The sequence below is a fragment of the Streptococcus tangpeifui genome, assembly GCF_011038795.1.
Lineage (GTDB): Bacteria > Bacillota > Bacilli > Lactobacillales > Streptococcaceae > Streptococcus > Streptococcus tangpeifui.
Genome location: NZ_JAAKDU010000016.1, coordinates 1 through 22,990 on the forward strand (window position 1 = coordinate 1; position 22,990 = coordinate 22,990).

A 22,990-nucleotide genomic window follows, 5' to 3' on the forward strand; every position below is an offset into this window, starting at 1 on the left:
AATCAGACTTCCGATGGTTTTGATGTCCTGATTACCAATGTGTCGAACAGCAACGGTATTGTAGCGGTCAAGGTTCCTGTTTGGACCAGCAATCGTGACCAAGATGATATTATCTGGTATGATGCTAATAAACAGGCCGATAATAGTTATAAAGTGACTGTGAAACTGTCTGAACATCAGTATGAGACAGGTACCTATATGATTCATCTGTACTATGTCGACAACAATAATAAGCTGGTTGGGGTAGCTGCCACCCAGACAACGGTTCCTGAGCCAACACCAGGAGAAAAGAAGAGCCCTTCTTATAATGGTTCTTACTATTATGTTGCAGGTAAGCATGGACCAATCCTGATTGTCAATAAAAAATATGCTCTGTCCAGTTCATACAATCCGGGTGAAAACGCCGTTGCCAAAGATGCTTTTGTTCGGTTGCGTAATGACATGATTAATCAGGGATACAATGTTGGTTATGCCTATAGTGGATTTAGAACGTATGACTATCAAAAGAATCTTTATCAATCTTACGTCAATCAAGACGGTCAAGCAGCAGCTGATCGTTATTCCGCAAGGCCAGGCTATAGTGAGCACCAAACTGGTCTAACTTTTGATTTAACCGATAGATCTGGTAACTTGCTCGAAGATCAAGCAGCAGCTCAGTGGTTAAGAGACAATGCCCATCGTTACGGCTTTATCGTTCGCTATCAACCTGGTAAGGAAAGCATTACGGGCTTTATGCAAGAGCCTTGGCATATCCGCTATATTGGTCAAGAAGCCCAAGATATTCACGAGTCTGGTTTGAGTTTAGAAGAATACCTAGGTGTTGAAGGCGGTGACTACGGCAGTCCAGCTAATTCGCCATTACAAAGTCACGCCCAAGCAAATGCTATTCCTTCTAGTGGCCGCTATACCTTTACCAGGGAATCTTATGTGAGGTCTGCTCCTAGCCAATCAAGTCCAGCTCTGGCAACCTATACTGTAGGTCAAAGTGTCAATTATGATAGTGTCAGAAATGCAGAGGGCAAAACATGGATTTCTTACATAGCCTACAGTGGCAACCGCCGTTATATCGCAATTGATTAGTTAAACAGTCCAGTGGACTGTTTAAGGGGGGCTTGAAAATGGAACTGCACCCCAAGATAAGGACCTCCAATCAGCAGTGGTTCATTGGTGCTAAAGCACCTAATGAACTGTGCAGGGGAAAGACTTCTTGGTAGAGCCAACAAGTCTTTCTCCCAACCACTGCGCTAAACTGTTATTACTGCAAAAATAGGAGGATGGAATACTTTTTTTCCAGCCTCTTTTTAATGCTCATTATTTCACAAACTTTCTAACTAGAAAATGTTAAAAAACGTGCTATAATTGATATACATTATGTAAAAAGTTAAGGGAAACTTTGTGAAATTTTTTAAATATCACAGGAGCTTCCTTTTTATTGTTAGAAAGTTAGGTAAGGATATGACAGAAGAACAGAACTACGGAGCTGACCTAGTAGTAGATAGTCTCATCAACCACGATGTCAAGTATGTCTTTGGTATTCCTGGTGCCAAAATTGACCGAGTTTTTGATACCCTTGAGGATAAGGGGCCTGAGTTGATTGTAGCCCGCCATGAACAAAATGCGGTCTTTATGGCGCAAGGGGTTGGACGGATTACAGGTGAGCCGGGAGTCGTTATTGCAACCTCAGGTCCGGGGGTGTCCAATATGGCCACAGGGCTAGTAACAGCTACCGATGAAGGGGATCCTGTTCTGGCTATCGGTGGTCAAGTTAAACGGGCTGACCTGCTCAAACGTGCCCATCAGTCCATGAACAATGTGGCCATGATGGCGCCGATTACCAAGTATGCCGCAGAAGTTCAGGAGCCTGATACGATTTCTGAAACTCTAGCTAATGCCTACCGCTATGCTAAGCTAGGAAAGCCGGGAGCAAGCTTCATTTCTATTCCGCAGGATGTGACTGACAGTCAGGTTTCGGTCAAGGCGATCAAACCCCTGACTGATCCTAAGATGGGATCAGCCTCGGTTGATGATATTAACTATTTGGCTCAAGCCATTCGCAATGCTGCTCTGCCTGTTCTTCTTTTAGGAAACGGCGCTTCAACCAGACGTGTAACGGCAGCTTTACGCCGTCTTCTCCAAGCTGTTAAGCTTCCTGTCGTGGAAACCTTCCAAGGGGCTGGTATTGTTTCTCGTGATTTAGAAGAAGAGACCTTCTTCGGCCGGGTTGGCCTTTTCCGCAATCAACCGGGGGATATGTTGCTTAAACGTTCCGACTTGGTTATCGCAATTGGTTATGATCCCATTGAATATGAAGCTCGTAACTGGAATGCTGAAATCTCTGCCCGCATTGTCGTGATTGATACTGATACGGCAGAAATTGATACCTATTTTCAGCCTGAGCGGGAATTGATTGGTAATATTGCAGAAACCATTGATCTGCTGTTACCAGCCATTTCCGGCTATAGACTGCCCGAAGGTTCAGTTGAGTACTTGCAAAATCTCAAGAAAGAAGTTGTTCAAGACCTCAAGTTTGATACGAAGTCTAAAACTGGCCTCATCCATCCTCTGGATGTCATCGAGGTTTTGCAAGATAATGTTGCTGATGATATGACGGTTACTGTTGATGTTGGCAGTCACTATATTTGGATGGCCCGTTACTTTAAGTCTTATGAAGCCCGTCATTTGCTTTTCTCAAATGGGATGCAGACCTTAGGTGTCTCTCTGCCTTGGGCAATCTCGGCAGCTCTCTTGCGGCCAAATACCAAGGTGGTCTCTATCTCTGGTGATGGCGGTTTCCTCTTTTCAGCTCAGGAATTGGAAACAGCTGTCCGTCTCAAACTGCCAATTGTTCATCTTATTTGGAATGATGGTAAATATGACATGGTTAAATTCCAAGAAGAGAAGAAGTATGGCCGTTCCTCAGGGGTTGACTTTGGCTCGGTTGATTTTGTAAAATATGCAGAGAGTTTCGGAGCTAAGGGCTACCGCGTAGATAGTAAGGAAAACTTCCAAGCTACCCTCAAACAAGCCCTAGTTGATGCTGATCAGGGACCTGTTTTGATTGATATCCCAATTGACTATAAGGATAATACCGCCTTGGCTGAAACTATTTTGCCGGAAGAGTTTTATTAATATTTGTAGTTAGATTGACGCTTGTAAGCAGTTATAATGACGGGTTCTTAAAAAGAAAGAAGGATATAAACGACATGGCAGATGTCATTAAATTATTTCAGTATAATACCTTGAATGCCCTCTTCGCAGGTCTCTACGATGGTTCCATGACCATCGGAGAATTGCTTAAGCATGGCGACTTGGGTATTGGTACACTTGATTCCATTGATGGAGAACTGGTTATTCTCGATGGCAAGGCTTATCAAACCACTAGCAAAAATGGCAACCTTAAAGTTGTTGAAGTGAAGCCAGATACCAAGGTTCCCTATGCTGCGGTGGTTCCCCACCATGCAGAGGTGGTCTTTAAACAGCGCTATGAAACAACGGATAAGGAGCTGGAAGATCGGATTGAATCCTATTACGATGGAGCAAATCTTTTTCGTTCCATTAAAATCAAGGGACATTTCAAACACATGCATGTCCGCATGATTCCAAGAGCTCAAAGTGGAGAAAAATTTGCGGAAGTTGCTACCCGCCAACCCGAGTATACGGCTGAGGATGTCTCAGGAACCATTGTTGGTTTTTGGACACCTGAGATGTTCCATGGAGTCAGTGTAGCTGGCTATCACCTCCACTTTATTTCTGATGACTTAGTTTTTGGCGGTCATGTCATGGATTATGTCATGACTGATGGGACAGTAGAGATTGGTCCGGTTGATCAATTGGACCAACGCTTCCCAGTTCAGGACCGCAATTATCTCTTTGCGAAATTTAATTTGGATGAATTGAAGGAAGACATTAATAAATCTGAATAACAGAAAAAATCTGGCCTGATAAAGCCAGATTTTTTAGGTATTATTTAGTCTACTTTTTTATTATCAAAGATGAAAAGTTTGCTCAAAATATAATTGATTAAAATGATTAAGATCTGACTGATAGCTCCGACAATGCCGTTAACCATAGCAAGGTTATCATTGACAAACTGGCCGACTAGATGCGGAAAGCTATTGACGAAGATGAAGGTCATACCAAAATCAAGCCCCAGAGTGAGCAGGCGGGCAGTGACAAATTTGATAAAGCGGCCAAACCAACCAGATCTAGCTTGATTGAAAACCCAAATATCATTAGTCACAAAGGCGAAAATAATAGCGATAGCATTAGCTGCAACCGTCGTTGTCAGGGGCATGCGCAAAAGAGCAAAGAGGCCAACTCGGCTAATCATATAGACGATGGTGGTCAATCCGCCGAAAAAAAGATACTTCATGGCTTCATTATTCCAAGCCCAAATAATGAGAGATTTAATTTTTTTCATATCATTACTTTAGCATAAAAGCGATGGATATGCTAGAATGGGCAGTAAAATTTAAAATTAAAATAAAAGGAAAATTCTTATGAAACGTTGGCAGGCCCCTTTGATTATAGTATGGCTGGTTGCATTAATCATTATCTTTCCAGGTAACTGGGTGCTTTCGTTGTATGGTCTAGCTTGGGAAACAAGGGTTATGCATATCGGTTTGATTTTGCTGATTTCCAGTCCAAGTTTGGTCTTGCTATTGCTCGGTAAACTAACTTGGTGGAGAAGCTTCCTTCTTGCTGCCGTTCCGACCTTGATTGTTTTTATTCTGGTGACGACTTTTGGGATTTCTCCTTTTTCCAACTACCGTGACCAAGGAGACTATCTCATTAGTGAAGAAGGGCACTTTAAGCGAACTCACGATGACTATCATATTAAGCAGAAGTATTTTATTATGGAAAAAAAGGTCGTCAAGAAGGTTAAACTGGATTAGAGTAACTAAGGGGCGCTCTAAGAGAACGTAATCAGTTGAAGGCTGAGCCAGTCAGGCTGCCTTCTTTTTTAATGAGACTTGTGCTATACTAAAAAGGCTGGCTTTCAGCCCTTGGTGCTTAACTCTTTTCACCAAGCATATTTTAAGCGGTCATCCCGCTAAAGGAGAATAAATAAGATGAAATTTTCAGTCCGTGATTTGGTGCAAATTGCCTTAGTGGCTGCCCTCTATTTTATTTTTACGGCCATGCCTCCCTTTAATGCTATCAGCTACGGCGCTTATCAGTTCCGCCTATCTGAAATGCTCAATTTTTTAGCTTTTTATAAGTCAAAATATATTATCGCCCTAACTCTAGGCTGTGCTATTTCCAATTTTTATAGCTTTGGTCCTATTGATGTTCTTGTCGGCAGTGCACAAACCCTGCTGGTTGTCAGCCTAGGTGTCTATCTTTTCAGGAAATTTATGGATCAAACTGTTTTGGGTTACAATCTGGCCTTTTTCTACTTCAATCTGCTCTTTTCATCTAGCATGTTCATCATTGCTGCAGAATTGAATATTGTCAGCCATGTCCCATTTTTCTTGACTTGGTTGACAACAGCAGTAGGAGAATTTGCCTCTCTGTTAGTTGGCGGCTACCTCATCAGCCTACTGGCCAAACGTATTGATTTAACAAAATGACAAAAAGCCTTCTCAGAGGGCTTTTTGTCTTAATTCCCTTCTTATTTCATGATATAATAAAGATACTATGGAAAATCGTATGAAAGAGCTGGTTGCCCAGCTGAATCGTTATGCTCGCGAATATTACACTGAAGATAAGCCGTCTGTTTCAGATGCTCAGTACGATAAACTTTATCGAGAATTGATTGACTTAGAGCAGGCTCACCCGGAGCTCGTTCAGCCTGATAGTCCCACCCACCGAGTTGGCGGTTTGGTGCTAGAAGGCTTTGAAAAATACACTCATGAGTATCCGCTCTTTTCTCTGCAGGATGCCTTTTCACGTGAGGAGCTGGACGATTTTGACCGTCGAGTTAAGTCGGAGTTCCCTTCGGCTTCCTACTTGGCTGAGTTGAAGATTGACGGTCTGTCCATCTCTCTTACCTATATTGATGGCCAGCTGCAAATCGGGGCTACCAGAGGGGACGGAACGGTTGGAGAAAATATTACTGAAAATCTCAAGCGAATTCCAGACATCCCCTTAAGTCTGCCTGGTGGTGAAACCATTACGGTGCGTGGTGAAGCCTATCTGCCAAGGACTTCCTTTGAAGCTATCAATGCTAAAAGACGAGAAGAAGGTCAAGATGAATTTGCTAATCCAAGAAATGCAGCTGCTGGAACTCTGCGTCAGTTAGATACCTCGGTTGTTGCCGAAAGAAAGCTAGCTACTTTCATCTACCAAGAGGCTGGCGAAACCAATTTTCCCACCCAAGAAGCCGTCTTAGAAGGGTTTGCTAAACTGGGTTTTGTCGTCAATCCTCGTCGGATCGTTACCAGCTCCATGGATGAGATCTGGGATTTCATTCAAGCCGTACAAGCAGACCGTGAACACTTAGCCTACGATATCGACGGTATTGTTATCAAGGTTAATAGTCTAGCCATGCAGGAAGAACTGGGCTTTACGGTCAAGGCTCCTCGCTGGGCTATTGCCTATAAGTTTCCTGCTGAAGAAAAAGAGGCTAAAATCCTCTCGGTTGACTGGACTGTCGGTCGGACAGGCGTTGTTACACCCACAGCTAATCTGACTCCCGTTCAATTAGCAGGTACAACAGTCAGTCGGGCCACTCTCCACAATGTTGATTATATTGCCGACAAGGACATCCGTCTCGATGATACGGTTCTGGTCTATAAGGCTGGCGATATCATTCCAGCTGTTCTCAATGTTGTCATGGAGAAACGGCAGGATCAAGTACCTATGACGATCCCGCAAACCTGTCCATCTTGCCAGAGCCAGCTCGTGCATTATGAAGATGAAGTTGCCTTACGCTGTGTCAATCCTCGCTGTCCGGCTCAGCTCAAGGAAAAACTGATTCACTTCGCCAGCCGCGATGCTATGAATATCACGGGCTTAGGCCCCTCAATGATTGAAAAAGTGTATCAGGCTGATTTGGTTCAGGATGTGGCTGACCTCTACCAGCTGACAGTTGAGAACTTGCTGACTTTGGACGGTGTGAAAGAGAAGTCAGCTGGCAAGCTCTTCCAAGCCATTTCAGCTTCTAAGGAAAATTCGGCCGAAAAGCTGCTCTTTGGCTTGGGGATTCGCCATGTTGGTGCCAAGGCCAGCAAACTGCTTTTAGAAAAATTCGGCTCCTTAAACGCTCTCATGGTGGCTGGATTTGATGCTATTGCTGAAATTGAAGGACTGGGTGGTGTCATTGCTCAGTCGCTCCAAGATTATTTTGCGACCGCCGGAGCCAAACAGCTAATGGCTGAATTAGAGGCAGCAGGACTTAATTTTGAATATCTAGGTAAGCGAGTAGCCGAGGATGCAACCTTGTCAGGAATGACCGTTGTTCTGACAGGTAAGTTGGTCAGCCTCAAACGCAGTCAGGCCAAAGAAAAATTAGAAAATCTAGGTGCCAAGGTCACCGGTTCAGTATCTAAGAATACGGATATTGTGGTTGCAGGAACGGATGCTGGCTCTAAGCTGACCAAGGCTCAGGAGTTAGGCATTACCATTCGCGATGAAGAATGGTTGTCTAATTTATAGGAGGAGAAAATGCGACGAAAACGTGCCCGCCTGATTTATAATCCAACATCAGGTCAGGAAATTATGAAAAAAAACGTAGCCGAAGTCCTTAATATTTTAGAAGGCTTTGGTTATGAAACCTCAGCTTTTCAGACAACCCCCGAACCTGACTCGGCTAAGAATGAGGCAACTCGGGCAGCTAAAGCTGGCTTTTCTTTGGTTATTGCAGCTGGGGGAGATGGAACTATCAATGAGGTGGTCAACGGCTTAGCGCCCCTGACTAAGCGGCCCAAAGTAGCTTTAATTCCAACAGGGACGACTAATGATCTGGCTCGGGCTCTCAAAATTCCTCGTGGTAATCCTGTTGAAGCAGCCAAGATTATCGGCAAAAACCAATTGATTCATTTGGATGTTGGCCGAGCTCATGGCGATACCTATTTTGTCAATATTGCAGCCGCAGGAACCTTGACCGAACTGACCTACAGTGTGCCAAGCCAGCTCAAGACCATGATTGGCTATTTAGCTTATTTAGTCAAAGGGGTTGAACTTCTGCCTCGAGTTAAAACAGCTCGGGTGAAGATTACTCATGACCAAGGTGTCTATGATGGTGAAGCTTCAATGATCTTTGCCGCCATCACTAATTCAGTGGGTGGCTTTGAAACCATTGCTCCTGATGCAAAATTAGATGATGGTAAATTTACCTTGATTATTGTCAAAACAGCTAATCTAATTGATATTGCCCGTCTAGTACGCAAGCTGCTTCAGGGCGGTAAACATATCGGCGATAAGCGGATTGAATACATCAAGACCAGTAAAATCGTCATTGAACCTCAGACTGATGACCGGATGATGATCAATCTGGATGGTGAATACGGCGGCGATGCTCCAATTACCTTGGAAAATCTAAAAAATCATCTGGATTTCTTCGCAGATACCGACGAGATTTCTGACGATGCCTTCGATTTAGATACTGAGGAATTAGCCCTTGAAGCCATCGCCCAGAAATTCTCCCACGAAGTTGATGAGCTTGGAGATGAAGATCAATAGAAAAAGCAGGTGCAGACCTGTTTTTTCTATTGATAGAGGTGTCGACATAGACCCTATTTTAGAAGACTGCCAAAGTCTTGGAATTCCAAGTAAAAAGCCGATGATGAGCACGAAATTCTAAGTTTAAACAAAAGAGTCAGGAGTAAGCCTTTACAAATTCGTGAAATCATTGACTTTCCCACCAAATAGGACTAAAATAACTAGGTAAAAAATTTTAAAGGAGAATTCTATCATGAATTTAACGATCTTAGGTCTCGGACTTGCCGTTATGGGTGTATCAATCGGTGAAGGTATCTTGGTTGCCAATATTGCTAAGGCAGCTGCTCGCCAACCAGAAATGTTCAGTAAACTGCAAACCTTGATGTTTACTGGTGTTGCCTTTATCGAAGGTACCTTTTTCGTTCTCTTTGCGCTTAGCTACATTGTGTAAACTTAGCCAAATTTTAGAGAAGAAGGAGGGATAAGGATTGGAATCTACAACTAATCCAAGCGTATCTTTTTTAGGTATCACATTTGATTTGACCATTTTAGGTATGTCTCTCTTGACGGTCTTGGTGATTTTTTTCATGGTTTTCTGGGCCACTCGTAAGATGTCCCTTAAACCTAAGGGAAAACAAAATGTCCTTGAGTTTTTGTATGAATTCGTCAATAACACGATTTCGCAAAATCTAGGTGGTTATACTAAAAATTATAGTTTGCTCCTCTTTGTCATCTTTACTTTTGTTTTCACAGCTAATAATATTGGCTTGATTACAGCTATTAGGACAGGGAAACTAAATTTTTGGACATCACCAACTTCAAACTTTGGCGTTACCATTACTCTCTCTTTGTTGATTGCGCTTGTCTGCCATGTTGAAGGCGTGCGCAAAAGGGGTGTTAAGGGTTACCTCAAGGGTTTCCTAGCTCCTTACCCAGCTATGTTGCCCATGAATATTTTGGAGCAATTTACAAACATTGCGTCTCTGGCTCTGCGGCTTTTTGGTAATATCTTTTCTGGTGAAGTTGTTACTGGCCTAATTTTGAAGTTAGCTATGGTCTCCATCTTTACAGGACCTCTGGCCTTTGTACTCAATTTGCTCTGGGTTGCCTTTTCAGCCTTTATTGGCTTCATTCAAGCCTATGTCTTTATCATCCTTAGTTCCAACTATATAGGTGGTAAAGTTAATGATTAATAGAGAAAGTGAGGAGAAATATGTCTATACTGATTAATAGTACAACCCTTGGTAATATCATTATTACGACCGGTTCTGTCCTTCTCCTGCTTATCTTGATTCGTAAGTTTGCTTGGAAGCAGCTTACTGGAATCTTTAAAGCACGTGAGGAAAAGATTGCTAAGGATATTGATGATGCTGAAAATGCTCGTCAACAAGCTGAAAGCTATGCCCAAAAGCGTCAAGCTGAACTGAATGCTGCGAAAGATGATGCCGCTAAAATCATTGATGATGCTAAAGAAACGGGTCAAGCTCAGGGAAGTAAAATTGTCGCAGATGCGCGTGCAGATGCTGAGCGCCTGAAGGAAAAAGCTAATCAAGATATCGCTCAAAATAAGGCAGAAGCCCTTTCAAGTGTGAAGGGAGATGTGGCTGATTTGACTGTCTTGTTGGCTGAAAAAGTCATGGCCAAAAATTTAGACAAGTCGGCTCAATCTGATTTGATCGACCAATATCTTGATCAGCTAGGAGATGCCTAATGGATCGTAAAACACAAACTCTTGTTGAGCAATATGCCGACAGTCTGAGTCAAGTGGCCCTTGAGAAAGGTCTTGTGTCTGAGATTCAAGAAGAACTCTCAACCTATTTGACAGTTTTCAAAGAGACCCAACTCTCTTCCTACCTGTCAAATCTTGCACTTGCTCGTGAAGACAAGGTCAGTTTAGTGAGAAGTCTTGAAGAGTTTTCATCACATTATTTGAAAAATTTCTTTGAAGTCATCTTGCTTAACGAACGTGAACGTCTGATTGAGCCAATCTTTCAAGCTGTTTCGGACAAACTGGTTCAAGCAACCCGTGAATTTCCTGTGACGGTGACGACTGCTGTCCCTCTGACACAAGAGCAGAAGGAACGGATTCTCAAGCTCAGTCACCAAAAATTCGAAATTAATGCCCGAGACATTATTGAAGAACTTGATGACGCAATCATCGGTGGCTTTGTCCTCAAGGCCAATAATAAAATAATTGATACTAGTATTCGCAGTCAATTACAACAACTAAAAAACAATCTTAAATAGAAAGTGGTGTGACTTTTGGCCATTAATGCTCAAGAAATTAGTGCTTTAATTAAAAAGCAAATTGAAAACTTCCAGCCAAATTTTGACGTCACTGAAACTGGTGTAGTAACTTACGTTGGTGATGGGATTGCCCGAGCTCGCGGCTTGGATAATGCCATGGCCGGTGAGCTGCTCGAATTCCAAAATGGTGCTTATGGTATGGCTCAAAACCTTGAGTCCAATGATGTTGGTATCATCATCCTAGGAGATTTCTCAGAGATCACTGAAGGAGATACCGTTAAGCGTACCGGTAAAATCATGGAAGTCCCAGTTGGTCCTGAACTGATTGGCCGGGTGGTCAACCCGCTTGGTCAACCTGTTGATGGACTTGGTGATATTAACACAAATGCAACCCGTCCGGTTGAAACACCTGCACCGGGTGTTATGCAACGTAAGAGTGTCTCAGAACCTCTACAAACAGGACTCAAAGCTATTGATGCCTTGGTACCAATTGGTCGTGGACAACGGGAATTGGTTATCGGAGACCGTCAAACAGGTAAAACCTCGGTTGCCATTGATGCTATCTTGAACCAAAAGGATCAAGATATGATTTGTATCTATGTTGCCATCGGTCAAAAGGAATCGACGGTTCGTAACCAAGTGGAAACCTTACGTAAGTATGGTGCCCTTGATTATACTATCGTTGTGACAGCCTCTGCTTCACAGCCTTCACCTTTGGTTTACATCGCACCTTATGCTGGTGTCGCCATGGCTGAAGAGTTTATGTATAACGGTAAGCATGTGTTAATCGTCTATGATGATTTATCTAAGCAAGCTGTAGCCTACCGTGAACTGTCTCTTTTGCTCCGTCGTCCGCCAGGACGTGAAGCCTACCCAGGGGATGTTTTCTACTTGCACAGCCGTCTTTTGGAACGGTCTGCCAAGGTGTCTGATGAATTGGGTGGCGGTTCTATTACGGCACTGCCTTTCATTGAAACGCAAGCAGGTGACATTTCGGCCTACATTGCGACCAATGTCATTTCTATTACCGACGGACAAATCTTCTTGCAAGAAAACCTCTTTAATTCAGGCATTCGTCCAGCTATCGATGCAGGGTCATCGGTATCACGGGTTGGAGGTTCTGCTCAAATTAAGGCCATGAAGAAGGTTGCCGGTACCCTGCGTTTGGATTTGGCTTCTTACCGTGAGTTGGAAGCCTTCACCCAATTCGGTTCTGATTTGGATGAAGCAACTCAGGCTAAATTGAATCGTGGCCGCAGGACAGTAGAAGTCCTCAAACAGCCAGTTCATCAGCCGCTTCCAGTTGAAAAACAAGTATTGATTCTTTATGCTTTAACCCATGGTTTCTTGGATAGTGTTCCAGTTAACGATATCTTGACCTTTGAACAAGCGATGTATGAGTACTTTGAGGTACATCATGCTGATATCTTTGAAACGATTCGGACCACGAAAGACCTTCCTGAAGAAGCCGTTTTGGATGCTGCCATTCAAGACTTTAAAGATCAGTCTTCATTTGAATAAGGAGGCAGACTTATGGCAGGTTCTCTGAGTGAAATCAAAACAAGAATTGTTTCAACCGAAAAAACAAGTAAAATTACGAGTGCCATGCAAATGGTATCTGCCGCTAAATTGACGAAGTCTGAACAAGCTGCTAAGGATTTTCAAGTCTATGCGTCCAAGATTCGTCAAATCACAACAGATTTGCTGCATGCTGAGTTGACCAATGGTTCCGACAATCCCATGTTAGCCGCTCGTCCCGTTAAACGGACTGGCTATATTGTCATTACTTCTGACAAAGGTTTGGTCGGTGGCTATAATGCTAAGATTCTCAAGGCAGTCATGGACTTGATTGAGGAATATCACAGTGAAAAGAATGACTACGCCATTATCTCTATCGGTGGTACTGGCTCGGACTTCTTTAAAGCTCGTGGGATTGACCTAGCCTTTGAACTGCGCGGTCTGGAAGATCAACCAGCTTTTGATCAAGTCTCGCAAATCATTTCGCAGTCTGTTGAAATGTATAAAGAAGAGCTCTTCGATGAGCTTTATGTCTGCTACAACCACCATATCAATAGCTTGACCAGTCAGGTACGGGTTGAACAGATGTTGCCCATTGTTGACCTTGATGCTAACGAATCCGAAAAGGAGGCTTCCAATGCTTTTGAATTGGAACCTGATCGGGAAGCCATCTTGGAACAACTCTTACCTCAATATACAGAGAGTTTGATTTATGGGGCTATTGTCGATGCCAAGACAGCTGAACATGCGGCTGGTATGACAGCTATGCAGACAGCGACAGACAACTCGAAGAATGTCATTAATGACTTGACCATTCAATATAACCGGGCTCGCCAAGCAGCGATTACGCAAGAAATTACTGAAATTGTTGCTGGTGCTAACGCCTTGGAATAATTGGTCAAGAAGCGGTCGTTCTTTTAGAACGAAGTTTCAGCTATTGTGCTAAGACGCTTAAGTTTTAGTCCCATGATTTGAATAGAGATTTATTTTGTGAGAGAAAGGGAGCTTAGTTTCCTTATCCTCTAGGAAAATCTTCAGTAGACGAAAGAGTTCTTTATATCATAAATTGAAAGGAATTTAGCATGAGCTCAGGCAAAATTGCTCAGGTTGTTGGACCTGTTGTTGACGTTAAGTTTGCAACAGACGATAAGCTTCCTGAGATTAATAATGCATTGGTCGTTTATAAAAACAACGATAAGAAAGAAAAAATCGTGCTCGAAGTTGCCCTTGAATTGGGTGACGGTCTTGTGCGTACCATTGCTATGGAATCAACTGATGGGCTTACGCGTGGACTAGAAGTTCTCGATACTGGTCGTGCCATTAGTGTACCAGTTGGTAAAGAAACTCTAGGACGTGTCTTCAATGTGCTTGGTGAAACCATTGATTTGGATGAGCCATTCGCAGAAGATGCAGAGCGTGAACCTATCCATAAGAAAGCTCCTAGCTTTGATGAATTATCAACCTCATCAGAAATCTTGGAAACAGGCATTAAGGTTATCGACCTTTTGGCTCCCTACTTAAAAGGTGGTAAGGTCGGCCTCTTTGGTGGTGCCGGTGTTGGTAAAACGGTCCTGATTCAAGAGCTGATTCACAACATTGCACAAGAACATGGTGGAATTTCCGTCTTCACCGGTGTTGGTGAACGGACTCGTGAAGGTAATGACCTTTATTGGGAAATGAAAGAATCGGGAGTTATCGAAAAGACCGCCATGGTCTTTGGTCAAATGAATGAACCACCAGGAGCACGCATGCGTGTTGCCTTGACTGGTCTGACGTTGGCAGAATACTTCCGTGATGTTGAAGGTCAAGACGTTCTGCTCTTTATTGACAATATCTTCCGCTTTACTCAAGCCGGTTCTGAAGTATCAGCTCTGCTTGGCCGGATGCCATCAGCCGTTGGTTACCAACCCACATTGGCTACAGAAATGGGGCAATTGCAGGAACGGATTACGTCAACTAAGAAGGGTTCTGTCACCTCAATTCAAGCTATCTATGTACCAGCCGATGACTATACTGACCCAGCGCCAGCAACAGCTTTCGCGCATTTGGATTCAACTACTAACTTGGAACGTAAGCTGACTCAAATGGGAATTTACCCAGCGGTCGATCCTCTGGCTTCAAGCTCTCGTGCTTTGGCGCCGGAAATTGTCGGTGAGGAACACTACCAAGTAGCAACAGAAGTGCAACGAGTCTTGCAACGTTATAATGAATTGCAAGATATCATCGCCATCTTGGGTATGGATGAATTGTCAGATGATGAAAAAGTCTTGGTTGGTCGTGCCCGTCGCATCCAATTCTTCCTGTCACAAAACTTTAACGTGGCGGAACAATTTACAGGACAGCCAGGTTCCTATGTACCAGTCGCTGAAACGGTTCGCGGCTTCAAGGAAATTCTGGATGGGAAATACGATGACCTACCAGAAGACGCTTTCCGTAGTGTTGGTCCAATCGAGGATGTTGTTGAAAAAGCTAAAAAAATGGGCTTTTAATGAGGTGATGCTATGACTGATCATATGACAGTACAGATCGTAACACCTGATGGGATTCGTTATGATCACCATGCCACTTATATTTCAGTGACTACAACTGATGGTGAGATGGGGATCTTGGCTAATCACGTCAACACCATTGCTCCGCTGACAGTCCATGAGATGAAAATCCGTCGTATTGACGATGATAATCATGTCGACTGGGTTGCTGTCAATGGTGGTATCCTTGAAATTAAGGACAATACCGTGACGATTGTAGCGGATTCGGCCGAGCGATCACGTGATATTGATATTTCACGAGCTGAGCGGGCTAAACAAAGAGCTGAACGCAAGTTGCACGAGGCGGAAGCCAGTCATCAAATTGATGATGTTCGCCGCGCTCAAGTCGCTCTGCGCCGTGCCCTCAATCGTATCAGCGTTGGGAATAAATAAAAAGGTCCTGTGGACCTTTTTATCCCGAGCCTTGAAATCAGAAAGCGAGGCCGGTTCTGTAGACCTTTTTATCCCGAGCCTTGAAATCAGAAAGCGAGGCCGGTTCTGTGGACCTTTTTATCCCGAGCCTTGAAATCAGAAAGCGTAGCTGGTTCAGTGAACCTTTTAGATAACAAGAAGCTCCCAATTTTGGGGGCTTTTTAGGTCTTTCTTGCTATTCTCAAGTCTATTGAATGCTGTAAAAGGCTGTCAGAAAAAGACAATTAAGCCAGAACTATACTAGAGAGCAGTGGAAGCGAAGCTGGTTTTCTTTTTGGTTTATCATGCGTATTCATGATAAAATAAGGTCATGGAAATTTTACAATCACTTATTACTATCATTTGCCATCTCTTTTTTATTCTCATGAGTTTTCATCTCTTAACTCGTTTAGTCAATTGGGAAAAAATTTTACGTGTTAATCCCGATAATTTCAGGCAGATTAATCTTTTAGTCATGTTTCTGTCTATTGGTCTAGGCTTTTTGGTCAGCTCTTTCTTTTTATCTGTTATATCCCTTTCTATGACAATTCTTACTACAGTTCACTAAAGCGGCTTTTTCTTAATCTTATGATATAATAAGGAAAATACTTGCGAAAAATGGAGAAAGCATGGATAGAATTATTATTAAGGGTGGTCAAACACGCTTACAAGGTGAAGTGACGATTGAAGGGGCTAAGAATGCGGTTCTTCCTCTTTTAGCAGCAACAATTTTGCCTGCTCAAGGCCAGACTGTACTGAGCAATGTCCCGATTTTATCGGATGTCTTTACTATGAATAATGTGGTTCGGGGCCTAAATGTTGAAGTCGATTTTGATCAAGAACAAAATCAAGTTACCGTGGATGCTACTGGACAGCTTTTGGATGAGGCTCCTTATGAATATGTCAGTCAAATGCGGGCATCTATCGTTGTTCTAGGGCCTATTTTGGCTCGTAATGGTCATGCCAAGGTTTCTATGCCAGGTGGCTGTACCATCGGCAGCCGTCCCATTGATCTTCACCTCAAGGGGTTGGAGGCCATGGGAGCCAAGATTAGCCAAGTAGGCGGGGATATCACTGCGACAGCTGACCATCTGAAAGGAACAAATATTTATATGGATTTCCCTTCAGTAGGAGCGACGCAAAATCTCATGATGGCGGCTACTTTGGCTCAGGGGACAACTATCATTGAAAATGCAGCTCGGGAACCAGAAATTGTTGATCTGGCTATTCTTCTTAATAAAATGGGAGCCAATGTCCGTGGAGCTGGGACAGAAACCTTGACCATCAAAGGTGTGAATCAACTGCATGGAGCAGAACATGATGTCGTTCAAGACAGAATCGAAGCCGGTACCTTTATGGTGGCCGCAGCCATGACCTCTGGCAATGTTCTGGTTAAATCAGCTGTTTGGGAACACAATCGCCCCCTAATTTCTAAGCTTTTGGAAATGGGAGTAGAAGTCACTGAAGAAGACGAGGGTATCCGCGTTAAGTCGGATATCAATAAGCTGAAACCAGTGACCGTGAAGACGCTACCTCACCCAGGCTTTCCTACAGATATGCAGGCTCAATTCACAGCTCTGATGGCTGTTGTACAAGGTGAATCAACCATGATTGAAACTGTCTTTGAGAATCGTTTCCAGCATTTAGAAGAAATGCGCCGGATGGGATTAAATTCAGAAATTATGCGAGATACGGCCATTATCCATGGTGGTCAAGACTTGCAAGGGGCTCAGGTCATGTCAACAGATCTGCGAGCTAGCGCAGCCCTAATTCTGATTGGGATGGTAGCACAAGGGACGACAACAGTTGGTAAATTAACCCATTTGGACCGCGGCTACTACAAATTCCACGAGAAGCTAGCAGCTTTAGGAGCAGATATCGAGAGGGTGAATGGCTAATGACAAAATCAGGTTTGGCCTATATTAGACATCAGTTAGCTTTGATTCTGCTGGTTACTTTTCTTTGTCTAATTTTTTTTGCGGTTGGCCTGATGCTTGGTTATGCTGTCCTCGGTCAGGGTCACAATCCTTTGTCTATCTTATCACCGGATAAGTGGCAATCCTTGTTTGATAAATTTACAGGAAATTAAGTTAAAATCCCGATAAGCAAGTAGGCTAATCGGGATTTTTAGAGAAATTATTATGGCGAAAAAATCAAAATCAACGTTGAAACGGGAGCAGAAAGCTCTGATTTCGTTGGTCAGTTTGGCAATCTTTTTAATTTTGGGCTTGCTGGCAACCACTGATCAACTATCCAATCAAAATCCAATCAAGCAAATAGCGCAGCAGTTGACGGGAGAGCAACAGAAAAGGTCTAGTTTCAGCGGTGAAGCTCCTAGTCGAGACCTAGCTGACAGTGTATTGACTCAAGAAGTTAAAAACCAGTTGCCTGCTAAAATTAGCTGGAATGGTTCAGGAGCCTATATTCTCAATGGCAATAAGACAGATTTAGATGCTCAGGTGGCTAGTACTCCTTATGTCAACAATCAAACAAAAGTTGTTCAAGGTCAGACCGTTCCAAGTATCGCCAATGCTCTTCTGACCAAATCTACCCGTCAGTACCGTAATCGTCAGGAAACAGGTAATGGCTCAACCGACTGGACACCAGCAGGTTGGCATCAGCGAACAGGTCTTGCTGGAGTCTATGATCATGCTGTAGATCGTGGCCATCTGATTGCTTATTCCTTAGCAGGCAGTCTTCGAGGTTTTGATGCTTCAACGAGTAATCCCGCCAATGTCGCTGTTCAGACAGCCTGGGCTAATGAAGCCAGCAGTGAGGATTCGACGGGACAGAATTACTATGAAACCCAGATCCGCAAGGCCCTGGATAAGCGCAAGCGGGTTCGCTACCGAGTGACCTTAATTTATCAAGGCGACAACTTAATTGCCTCAGGCAGCCATTTAGAAGCTAAGTCATCTGATGGTAGTTTGGAATTTAATGTCTTTATCCCTAATGTACAGCGAGATCTAATACTGGATTACTACTCAGGGCAGGTGAAGATTAAGCGCTGAGGGTGTTCTTAGGAAAAGAGCCTAAGAATCTTGCCAGCCTAACAAAATTTTGTTAGAATAGAGGCAATTGAATAGAGAGTCTGTGAGACTAGTAGCTAGGTCATACTTGAAAAGGGAATGTGAATCATCGACTGGAAGTTCACTCAAGGAAAGCCTTGTGAATTCACTCATATTAAGGACTTAGTAAATTAAGGTCTAGTTAGCTAGATGAAAACGGATGGTACCGCGTGTCAACGCTCCGAACTTATGGAGTTTTGGCAGGCGGTTTTTCTAGTTTTTGCAGCTCTAACCTTAGTGATGATGAAAGGAAATCTCAAGATGGATTTACAGAAACAGTTAGAAGAGCTAAAAGTCTCAACCAAGGCTAAGCTCAAAGAAATGAATGGCAATCATAGTAAAGAATTGCAAGACCTGCGGGTTGCTGTTTTAGGTAAGAAGGGATCATTGACAGAACTACTCAAGGGACTCAAAGATCTATCAAGTGAGATGCGCCCAGTTATTGGTAAACAAGTTAACGAGGTGCGTGACATTTTGACACAAGCCTTTGAAGAGCAAGCTAAAATTGTTGAAGCCGCTAAGATTCAAGCGCAATTGGAATCAGAAACACTGGATGTGACACTGCCAGGCCGCAAGGTTAATCTTGGAAACCGGCACATCTTGACGCAAATATCCGAAGAAATCGAAAATATTTTCCTTGGTATGGGCTTTCAAGTTGTCGATGGGTTTGAAGTTGAGAGTGATTACTACAATTTTGAGCGGATGAATTTGCCTAAGAATCACCCAGCTCGGGATATGCAGGATACCTTCTATATCACTGAAGACATCTTGCTCAGAACTCATACCAGCCCTGTCCAAGCTCGCACTCTGGATCAACATGATTTCTCTGAGGGACCGCTCAAGATGATTTCACCGGGACGTGTATTCCGTCGCGATACTGATGATGCTACCCATTCTCACCAGTTCCATCAAATTGAAGGTCTGGTTGTCGGCGAAAATATTTCCATGGGGGATCTCAAGGGCACCCTGCAAATGATCAGCCAGAAGATGTTCGGAGCAGACCGCAAGATTCGCCTGCGTCCATCCTATTTTCCATTCACCGAGCCATCTGTTGAGGTTGATGTCTCTTGCTTCAAGTGCGGCGGTCAAGGCTGTAACGTCTGCAAGAAGACCGGTTGGATTGAGATCCTCGGTGCCGGAATGGTTCACCCAAGTGTCTTAGAGATGTCTGGCGTCGACTCTGAAAAATATTCAGGCTTTGCCTTTGGTCTTGGTCAAGAACGGATTGCCATGCTGCGTTACGGTATCAATGATATTCGCAGCTTTTATCAAGGTGATGTTCGCTTCTCAGCCCAATTCAAATAAAGATGTTTAGGGAGGTTCCTATGACCCTCAAACTTAGAGAAATTAAGCAGGCTGACTTACCAGCTCTGCAAGCTTTGGCAATTGAAACTTTTCGCCAGACCTTTGCCCATGACAATAGTCCCCAGCAGTTGGCAGAGTATTTTGCCCAAGTTTATTCGCTGGAGACCTTAAAACAAGAACTGGCCAATCCAGAATCCCTGCATATTTTGGCAGAAGTGGATGGTCAGCCCGCCGGCTTTCTCAAGACTAATTGGGGAGCTGCCCAGACAGAAAATGAATTGGATGCGGCCTATGAAATTCAAAGACTCTATGTTCTGCAGGAATTTCAAGGGCAAGGTATTGGCAAGAGGCTCTTTGAGTACGCCCTTGAGCAAGCTCAGCAGTCTGGTTTTGAGTGGGCCTGGTTAGGGGTCTGGGAAAAGAATGTCAAGGCACAAAAGTTTTATGCCAAGTACGGCTTTGAGCGCTTTAGCCAACATGCCTTCTCCGTTTCTGAGGATAAGGTTGATGTGGATTGGCTTTTAAAGAAGAAACTGAAATAATAGGAGGGAAGCACAAAATGGGTCATTAGGATTGACCTATAAGTGCTAACGAAATTATGCTTGTATCATATAAATGGTTAAAAGAGCTGGTTGACGTGGATGTCACAACAGCCGAGCTCGCTGAAAAAATGTCAACGACAGGGATCGAGGTCGAAGGTGTAGAAACACCGGCTAAGAGTCTGTCTAAACTCGTTGTGGGAGATGTTTTATCGTGTGAAGATGTTCCAGATACCCATCTTCATCTCTGTCAAGTGGATACTGGCGATGAGGAACCGCGTCAGATTGTTTGCGGTGCTCCAAATATTGCCGCTGGTCAAAAAGTTATTGTCGCTTTGCCCGGTGCCCGCATAGCCGATAATTACAAGATTAAAAAAGGAAAAATCCGCGGCATGGAATCGTTGGGAATGATTTGTTCCCTACAAGAATTGGGTCTGTCTGAATCCATTGTTCCCAAAGAATTTTCCGATGGGATTCAAATACTACCTAAAGCGGCAGTGCCTGGGGAAAGTGTCTTCCCCTACTTGGATTTAGATGATGAGATTATTGAACTGGCTATCACTCCTAATCGAGCAGACGCCCTATCTATGCGTGGGGTTGCTTACGAAGTTGCGGCCATCTATGGCAAGTCTGTCCATTTCCCTGAAAGAGATGTGCATGAAGGTGCTCAAAAGGCAGCTGAGAAGATTGCTGTTGCCATTGAGTCTGATAAAGCCCTGACCTACAAGGCTCGGGTAGTTGAAAATGTAACCGTTGCATCAAGTCCCCAATGGCTGCAGAACCTGCTCATGAATGCTGGTATTCGTCCGATTAATAATGTGGTCGATGTGACCAATTATGTCCTTCTCTATTTTGGACAGCCAATGCATGCTTTTGATTATGACAAATTTGCTGACAAGACCATTGTTGCCCGCGATGCCCGCCCTGGTGAAAAATTGGTTACCCTTGATGGTGAAGAACGCGAATTGATTGCTGATGATTTGGTTATCAGCGTAGCAGATCAGGCGGTAGCGCTAGCTGGTGTTATGGGCGGTCAGTCAACTGAAATTGATTCCGCTAGTCAAACCGTTGTCCTCGAAGCTGCTGTCTTTGATGGTCAATCCATCCGTAAGACAAGCTCTCGTCTCAACCTGCGCTCCGAAAGTTCTTCCCGCTTTGAAAAAGGTATTAACTATGACACAGTCGGTCAAGCTCTCGATTATGCAGCGGCTATGCTGGACGAATTGGCCGGTGGTCAAACCCTAGCTGGTCAAGTGGAAGCAGGTAGCTTGCCGACAGAACCCGTCCAAGTTTCAACCAGTTTGGATTATGTCAATGTTCGCTTGGGAACCCAACTGACCATGGCTGACATCCAAGATATCTTTGCCAAACTGGATTTCCCAGTAGCCGGAAATGAAGAACGCTTCACCGTTACTGTCCCTCGTCGCCGTTGGGATATTGCTATTCAGGCTGATTTGGTTGAAGAAATCGCTCGGATCTACGGTTACGATAAATTACCAACTACCCTGCCTGAAGCTGCAGGAACAGCAGGAGAATTAACCAGCACTCAAAAACTTCGGCGCAGGGTGCGGACTATTGCCGAAGGTGCAGGTCTCTCTGAAATCATTTCCTACGCTTTAACAACACCAGAAAAAGCCGTTCAATTCACACAAAATCCTACCAATGTGACCGAACTCATGTGGCCGATGTCCATCGAACGTTCAGCTTTACGGCAAAACATTGTAGCTGGTATGTTGGATACCATTGCCTACAATGTTGCCCGTAAGAATAAGGATATAGCTATCTATGAAATTGGAAAGGTCTTTGAACAGAAGGGCAATCCAAAAGCAGACCTCCCGACCGAGTTGGATACCTTTGCCCTAGCAGTGACGGGTCTGGTGGCAGAAAAGGATTTCCAGACAGAGGCTCAGCCAGTCGATTTCTTCTATGTCAAGGGAATCTTAGAAACTCTCTTTGCTAAATTGGATTTATCGGTTGAGTTTGTAGCAGAATCAGGCTTAGCTGCCATGCACCCTGGCCGAACTGCCAGCCTCATCTTAGATGGTCAGCCCCTTGGTTTTGTTGGCCAAATCCACCCAGAAGTAGCGAAAGACTACGGTATTCCTGAAACCTACGTGGCAGAAATCAATTTGACAGCTGTCCAGAATAAATTACAACCGGCTTCTGCCTTTGTGGAGATTCCCAAATTCCCAAGTGTTTCCCGTGATATAGCACTTTTGGTCGATCAAGCTGTCAGCCACCAAGCCATCCTCGATGCTATTCAAGGAGCTGGCGTCAAACGGCTGATTAAGATCAAACTCTTTGATGTTTATGCTGGCCACAATATTGCGCATGGTAAGAAGTCTATGGCCTACAGCCTGACCTTCCAAAATCCAAGCGATAACTTGACTGACGAAGAAGTGGCTAAGTACATGGAAAAAATTACTAAGGCCCTGACTGAAAAAGTTTCAGCAGAAGTGCGTTAAGAGAACCTAAAAAAAATCTAGCTAAGATAGTTTTGTTATCAAGGCTAGATTTTTTCTATTTCCGAATGTTCAAATAGCTAACGAGAAACTTCGGAAGAAGGACCCAAGAAAAACATGAAAGTTTTCAGAAAACAGACAAAAATCCAGCAACCCTGGTTTTTATAAAAAGAAATTTTTAAGCTAGGAAAATAACTCAAAGCCCTATTCTACTGGGTTTTGAGTAACATAAAGTTTTCCGAAAAATAATTTGAATAGCAGAATAGTTTGGCTCATTGTAATTTTTTTGTTATAATACTAATTAGTAT

Annotated in this window: 23 protein-coding genes and 1 riboswitch; of the genes, 22 read left to right on the forward strand and 1 reads right to left on the reverse strand. The window is 43.7% G+C overall.

Going from position 1 to position 22,990, the window contains the following annotated elements:
- The 3 genes from ldcB to budA all read left to right on the forward strand — a co-directional run.
- The coding region (gene ldcB, locus G7Y32_RS09820; RefSeq protein WP_206221367.1) for an LD-carboxypeptidase LdcB/DacB at positions 1-1,080 on the forward strand (1,080 nt) is incomplete at its 5' end.
- Between the two features lie 375 nt (positions 1,081-1,455).
- On the forward strand, positions 1,456-3,129 hold the full coding sequence (gene alsS / locus G7Y32_RS09825) for an acetolactate synthase AlsS (RefSeq protein WP_165213265.1): 1,674 nt from the start codon (positions 1,456-1,458) through the stop codon (positions 3,127-3,129).
- Positions 3,130-3,203: 74 nt separating this feature from the next.
- Positions 3,204-3,923, forward strand: coding sequence for an acetolactate decarboxylase (budA, locus tag G7Y32_RS09830; protein WP_165213267.1), 720 nt, complete (start codon positions 3,204-3,206; stop codon positions 3,921-3,923).
- Between the two features lie 44 nt (positions 3,924-3,967).
- Here budA and G7Y32_RS09835 read toward each other — a convergent pair whose 3' ends face one another.
- Positions 3,968-4,420, reverse strand: a complete 453-nt coding sequence (locus G7Y32_RS09835) for a GtrA family protein (protein ID WP_165213269.1) — start codon at positions 4,418-4,420, stop codon at positions 3,968-3,970.
- Positions 4,421-4,499: 79 nt separating this feature from the next.
- On the opposite strand from G7Y32_RS09835, the gene G7Y32_RS09840 reads away from it, so the two are divergent.
- The 19 genes from G7Y32_RS09840 (at position 4,500) to pheT (ending at position 22,685) form a co-directional block, all read left to right on the forward strand.
- Entirely contained in the window at positions 4,500-4,895 is a 396-nt protein-coding gene (locus G7Y32_RS09840; protein WP_165213271.1) for an ABC transporter ATP-binding protein, read from the forward strand.
- A gap of 79 nt (positions 4,896-4,974) precedes the next feature.
- A riboswitch (PreQ1 riboswitch) is annotated at positions 4,975-5,070 on the forward strand.
- A 2-nt stretch (positions 5,071-5,072) separates the two neighbouring features.
- Positions 5,073-5,573 carry a QueT transporter family protein gene (locus tag G7Y32_RS09845; protein ID WP_165213273.1) on the forward strand — a complete coding sequence of 167 codons (501 nt, stop codon included), beginning with the start codon at positions 5,073-5,075 and terminating at the stop codon, positions 5,571-5,573.
- 67 nt (positions 5,574-5,640) lie between these two features.
- Complete coding sequence (gene ligA / locus G7Y32_RS09850; RefSeq protein ID WP_165213275.1) at positions 5,641-7,599, forward strand: NAD-dependent DNA ligase LigA; 1,959 nt, start codon at positions 5,641-5,643, stop codon at positions 7,597-7,599.
- 9 nt (positions 7,600-7,608) lie between these two features.
- Positions 7,609-8,625 (forward strand): diacylglycerol kinase family lipid kinase, encoded by a 1,017-nt coding sequence (locus G7Y32_RS09855; protein WP_165213277.1) that lies wholly within the window; start codon positions 7,609-7,611, stop codon positions 8,623-8,625.
- Between the two features lie 232 nt (positions 8,626-8,857).
- A complete protein-coding gene (locus G7Y32_RS09860; protein WP_004229660.1) occupies positions 8,858-9,055 on the forward strand; it encodes a F0F1 ATP synthase subunit C in 198 nt (65 codons plus the stop codon).
- 37 nt (positions 9,056-9,092) lie between these two features.
- Complete coding sequence (gene atpB, locus G7Y32_RS09865; RefSeq protein WP_165213279.1) at positions 9,093-9,797, forward strand: F0F1 ATP synthase subunit A; 705 nt, start codon at positions 9,093-9,095, stop codon at positions 9,795-9,797.
- A gap of 20 nt (positions 9,798-9,817) precedes the next feature.
- A complete protein-coding gene (gene atpF, locus G7Y32_RS09870; RefSeq protein ID WP_165213281.1) occupies positions 9,818-10,315 on the forward strand; it encodes a F0F1 ATP synthase subunit B in 498 nt (165 codons plus the stop codon).
- Positions 10,315-10,851 carry a F0F1 ATP synthase subunit delta gene (locus G7Y32_RS09875; RefSeq protein ID WP_165213283.1) on the forward strand — a complete coding sequence of 179 codons (537 nt, stop codon included), beginning with the start codon at positions 10,315-10,317 and terminating at the stop codon, positions 10,849-10,851. The genes atpF and G7Y32_RS09875 overlap by 1 nt, the downstream gene beginning before the upstream one ends.
- 15 nt (positions 10,852-10,866) lie before the next feature.
- Positions 10,867-12,372, forward strand: a complete 1,506-nt coding sequence (gene atpA, locus G7Y32_RS09880) for a F0F1 ATP synthase subunit alpha (protein ID WP_004227609.1) — start codon at positions 10,867-10,869, stop codon at positions 12,370-12,372.
- Between the two features lie 12 nt (positions 12,373-12,384).
- Positions 12,385-13,263: a F0F1 ATP synthase subunit gamma gene (locus tag G7Y32_RS09885; RefSeq protein WP_165213285.1), complete on the forward strand. Its 879-nt coding sequence runs from the start codon at positions 12,385-12,387 to the stop codon at positions 13,261-13,263.
- 188 nt (positions 13,264-13,451) lie between these two features.
- The gene (gene atpD, locus G7Y32_RS09890; protein WP_165213287.1) at positions 13,452-14,858 is read left to right on the forward strand and encodes a F0F1 ATP synthase subunit beta; all 1,407 of its coding nucleotides are present in this window, start codon (positions 13,452-13,454) and stop codon (positions 14,856-14,858) included.
- A gap of 12 nt (positions 14,859-14,870) precedes the next feature.
- Positions 14,871-15,290, forward strand: a complete 420-nt coding sequence (locus G7Y32_RS09895) for a F0F1 ATP synthase subunit epsilon (RefSeq protein WP_165213289.1) — start codon at positions 14,871-14,873, stop codon at positions 15,288-15,290.
- Between the two features lie 349 nt (positions 15,291-15,639).
- Positions 15,640-15,876, forward strand: coding sequence for a DUF1146 family protein (locus tag G7Y32_RS09900; protein WP_241154233.1), 237 nt, complete (start codon positions 15,640-15,642; stop codon positions 15,874-15,876).
- A 61-nt stretch (positions 15,877-15,937) separates the two neighbouring features.
- Entirely contained in the window at positions 15,938-17,206 is a 1,269-nt protein-coding gene (gene murA / locus G7Y32_RS09905) for a UDP-N-acetylglucosamine 1-carboxyvinyltransferase (protein WP_165213291.1), read from the forward strand.
- Positions 17,206-17,397, forward strand: a complete 192-nt coding sequence (locus G7Y32_RS09910; protein WP_165213293.1) for a DNA-directed RNA polymerase subunit beta — start codon at positions 17,206-17,208, stop codon at positions 17,395-17,397. Before murA ends, G7Y32_RS09910 begins: the two co-directional genes overlap by 1 nt.
- 52 nt (positions 17,398-17,449) lie before the next feature.
- Positions 17,450-18,319, forward strand: a complete 870-nt coding sequence (locus G7Y32_RS09915) for a DNA/RNA non-specific endonuclease (RefSeq protein ID WP_165213295.1) — start codon at positions 17,450-17,452, stop codon at positions 18,317-18,319.
- A gap of 318 nt (positions 18,320-18,637) precedes the next feature.
- Positions 18,638-19,681: a phenylalanine--tRNA ligase subunit alpha gene (gene pheS / locus G7Y32_RS09920; RefSeq protein WP_165213297.1), complete on the forward strand. Its 1,044-nt coding sequence runs from the start codon at positions 18,638-18,640 to the stop codon at positions 19,679-19,681.
- Positions 19,682-19,701: 20 nt separating this feature from the next.
- Positions 19,702-20,223 carry a GNAT family N-acetyltransferase gene (locus G7Y32_RS09925; protein WP_165213299.1) on the forward strand — a complete coding sequence of 174 codons (522 nt, stop codon included), beginning with the start codon at positions 19,702-19,704 and terminating at the stop codon, positions 20,221-20,223.
- A gap of 56 nt (positions 20,224-20,279) precedes the next feature.
- Complete coding sequence (gene pheT, locus G7Y32_RS09930) at positions 20,280-22,685, forward strand: phenylalanine--tRNA ligase subunit beta (RefSeq protein ID WP_165213301.1); 2,406 nt, start codon at positions 20,280-20,282, stop codon at positions 22,683-22,685.
- Positions 22,686-22,990 lie beyond the last annotated feature (305 nt).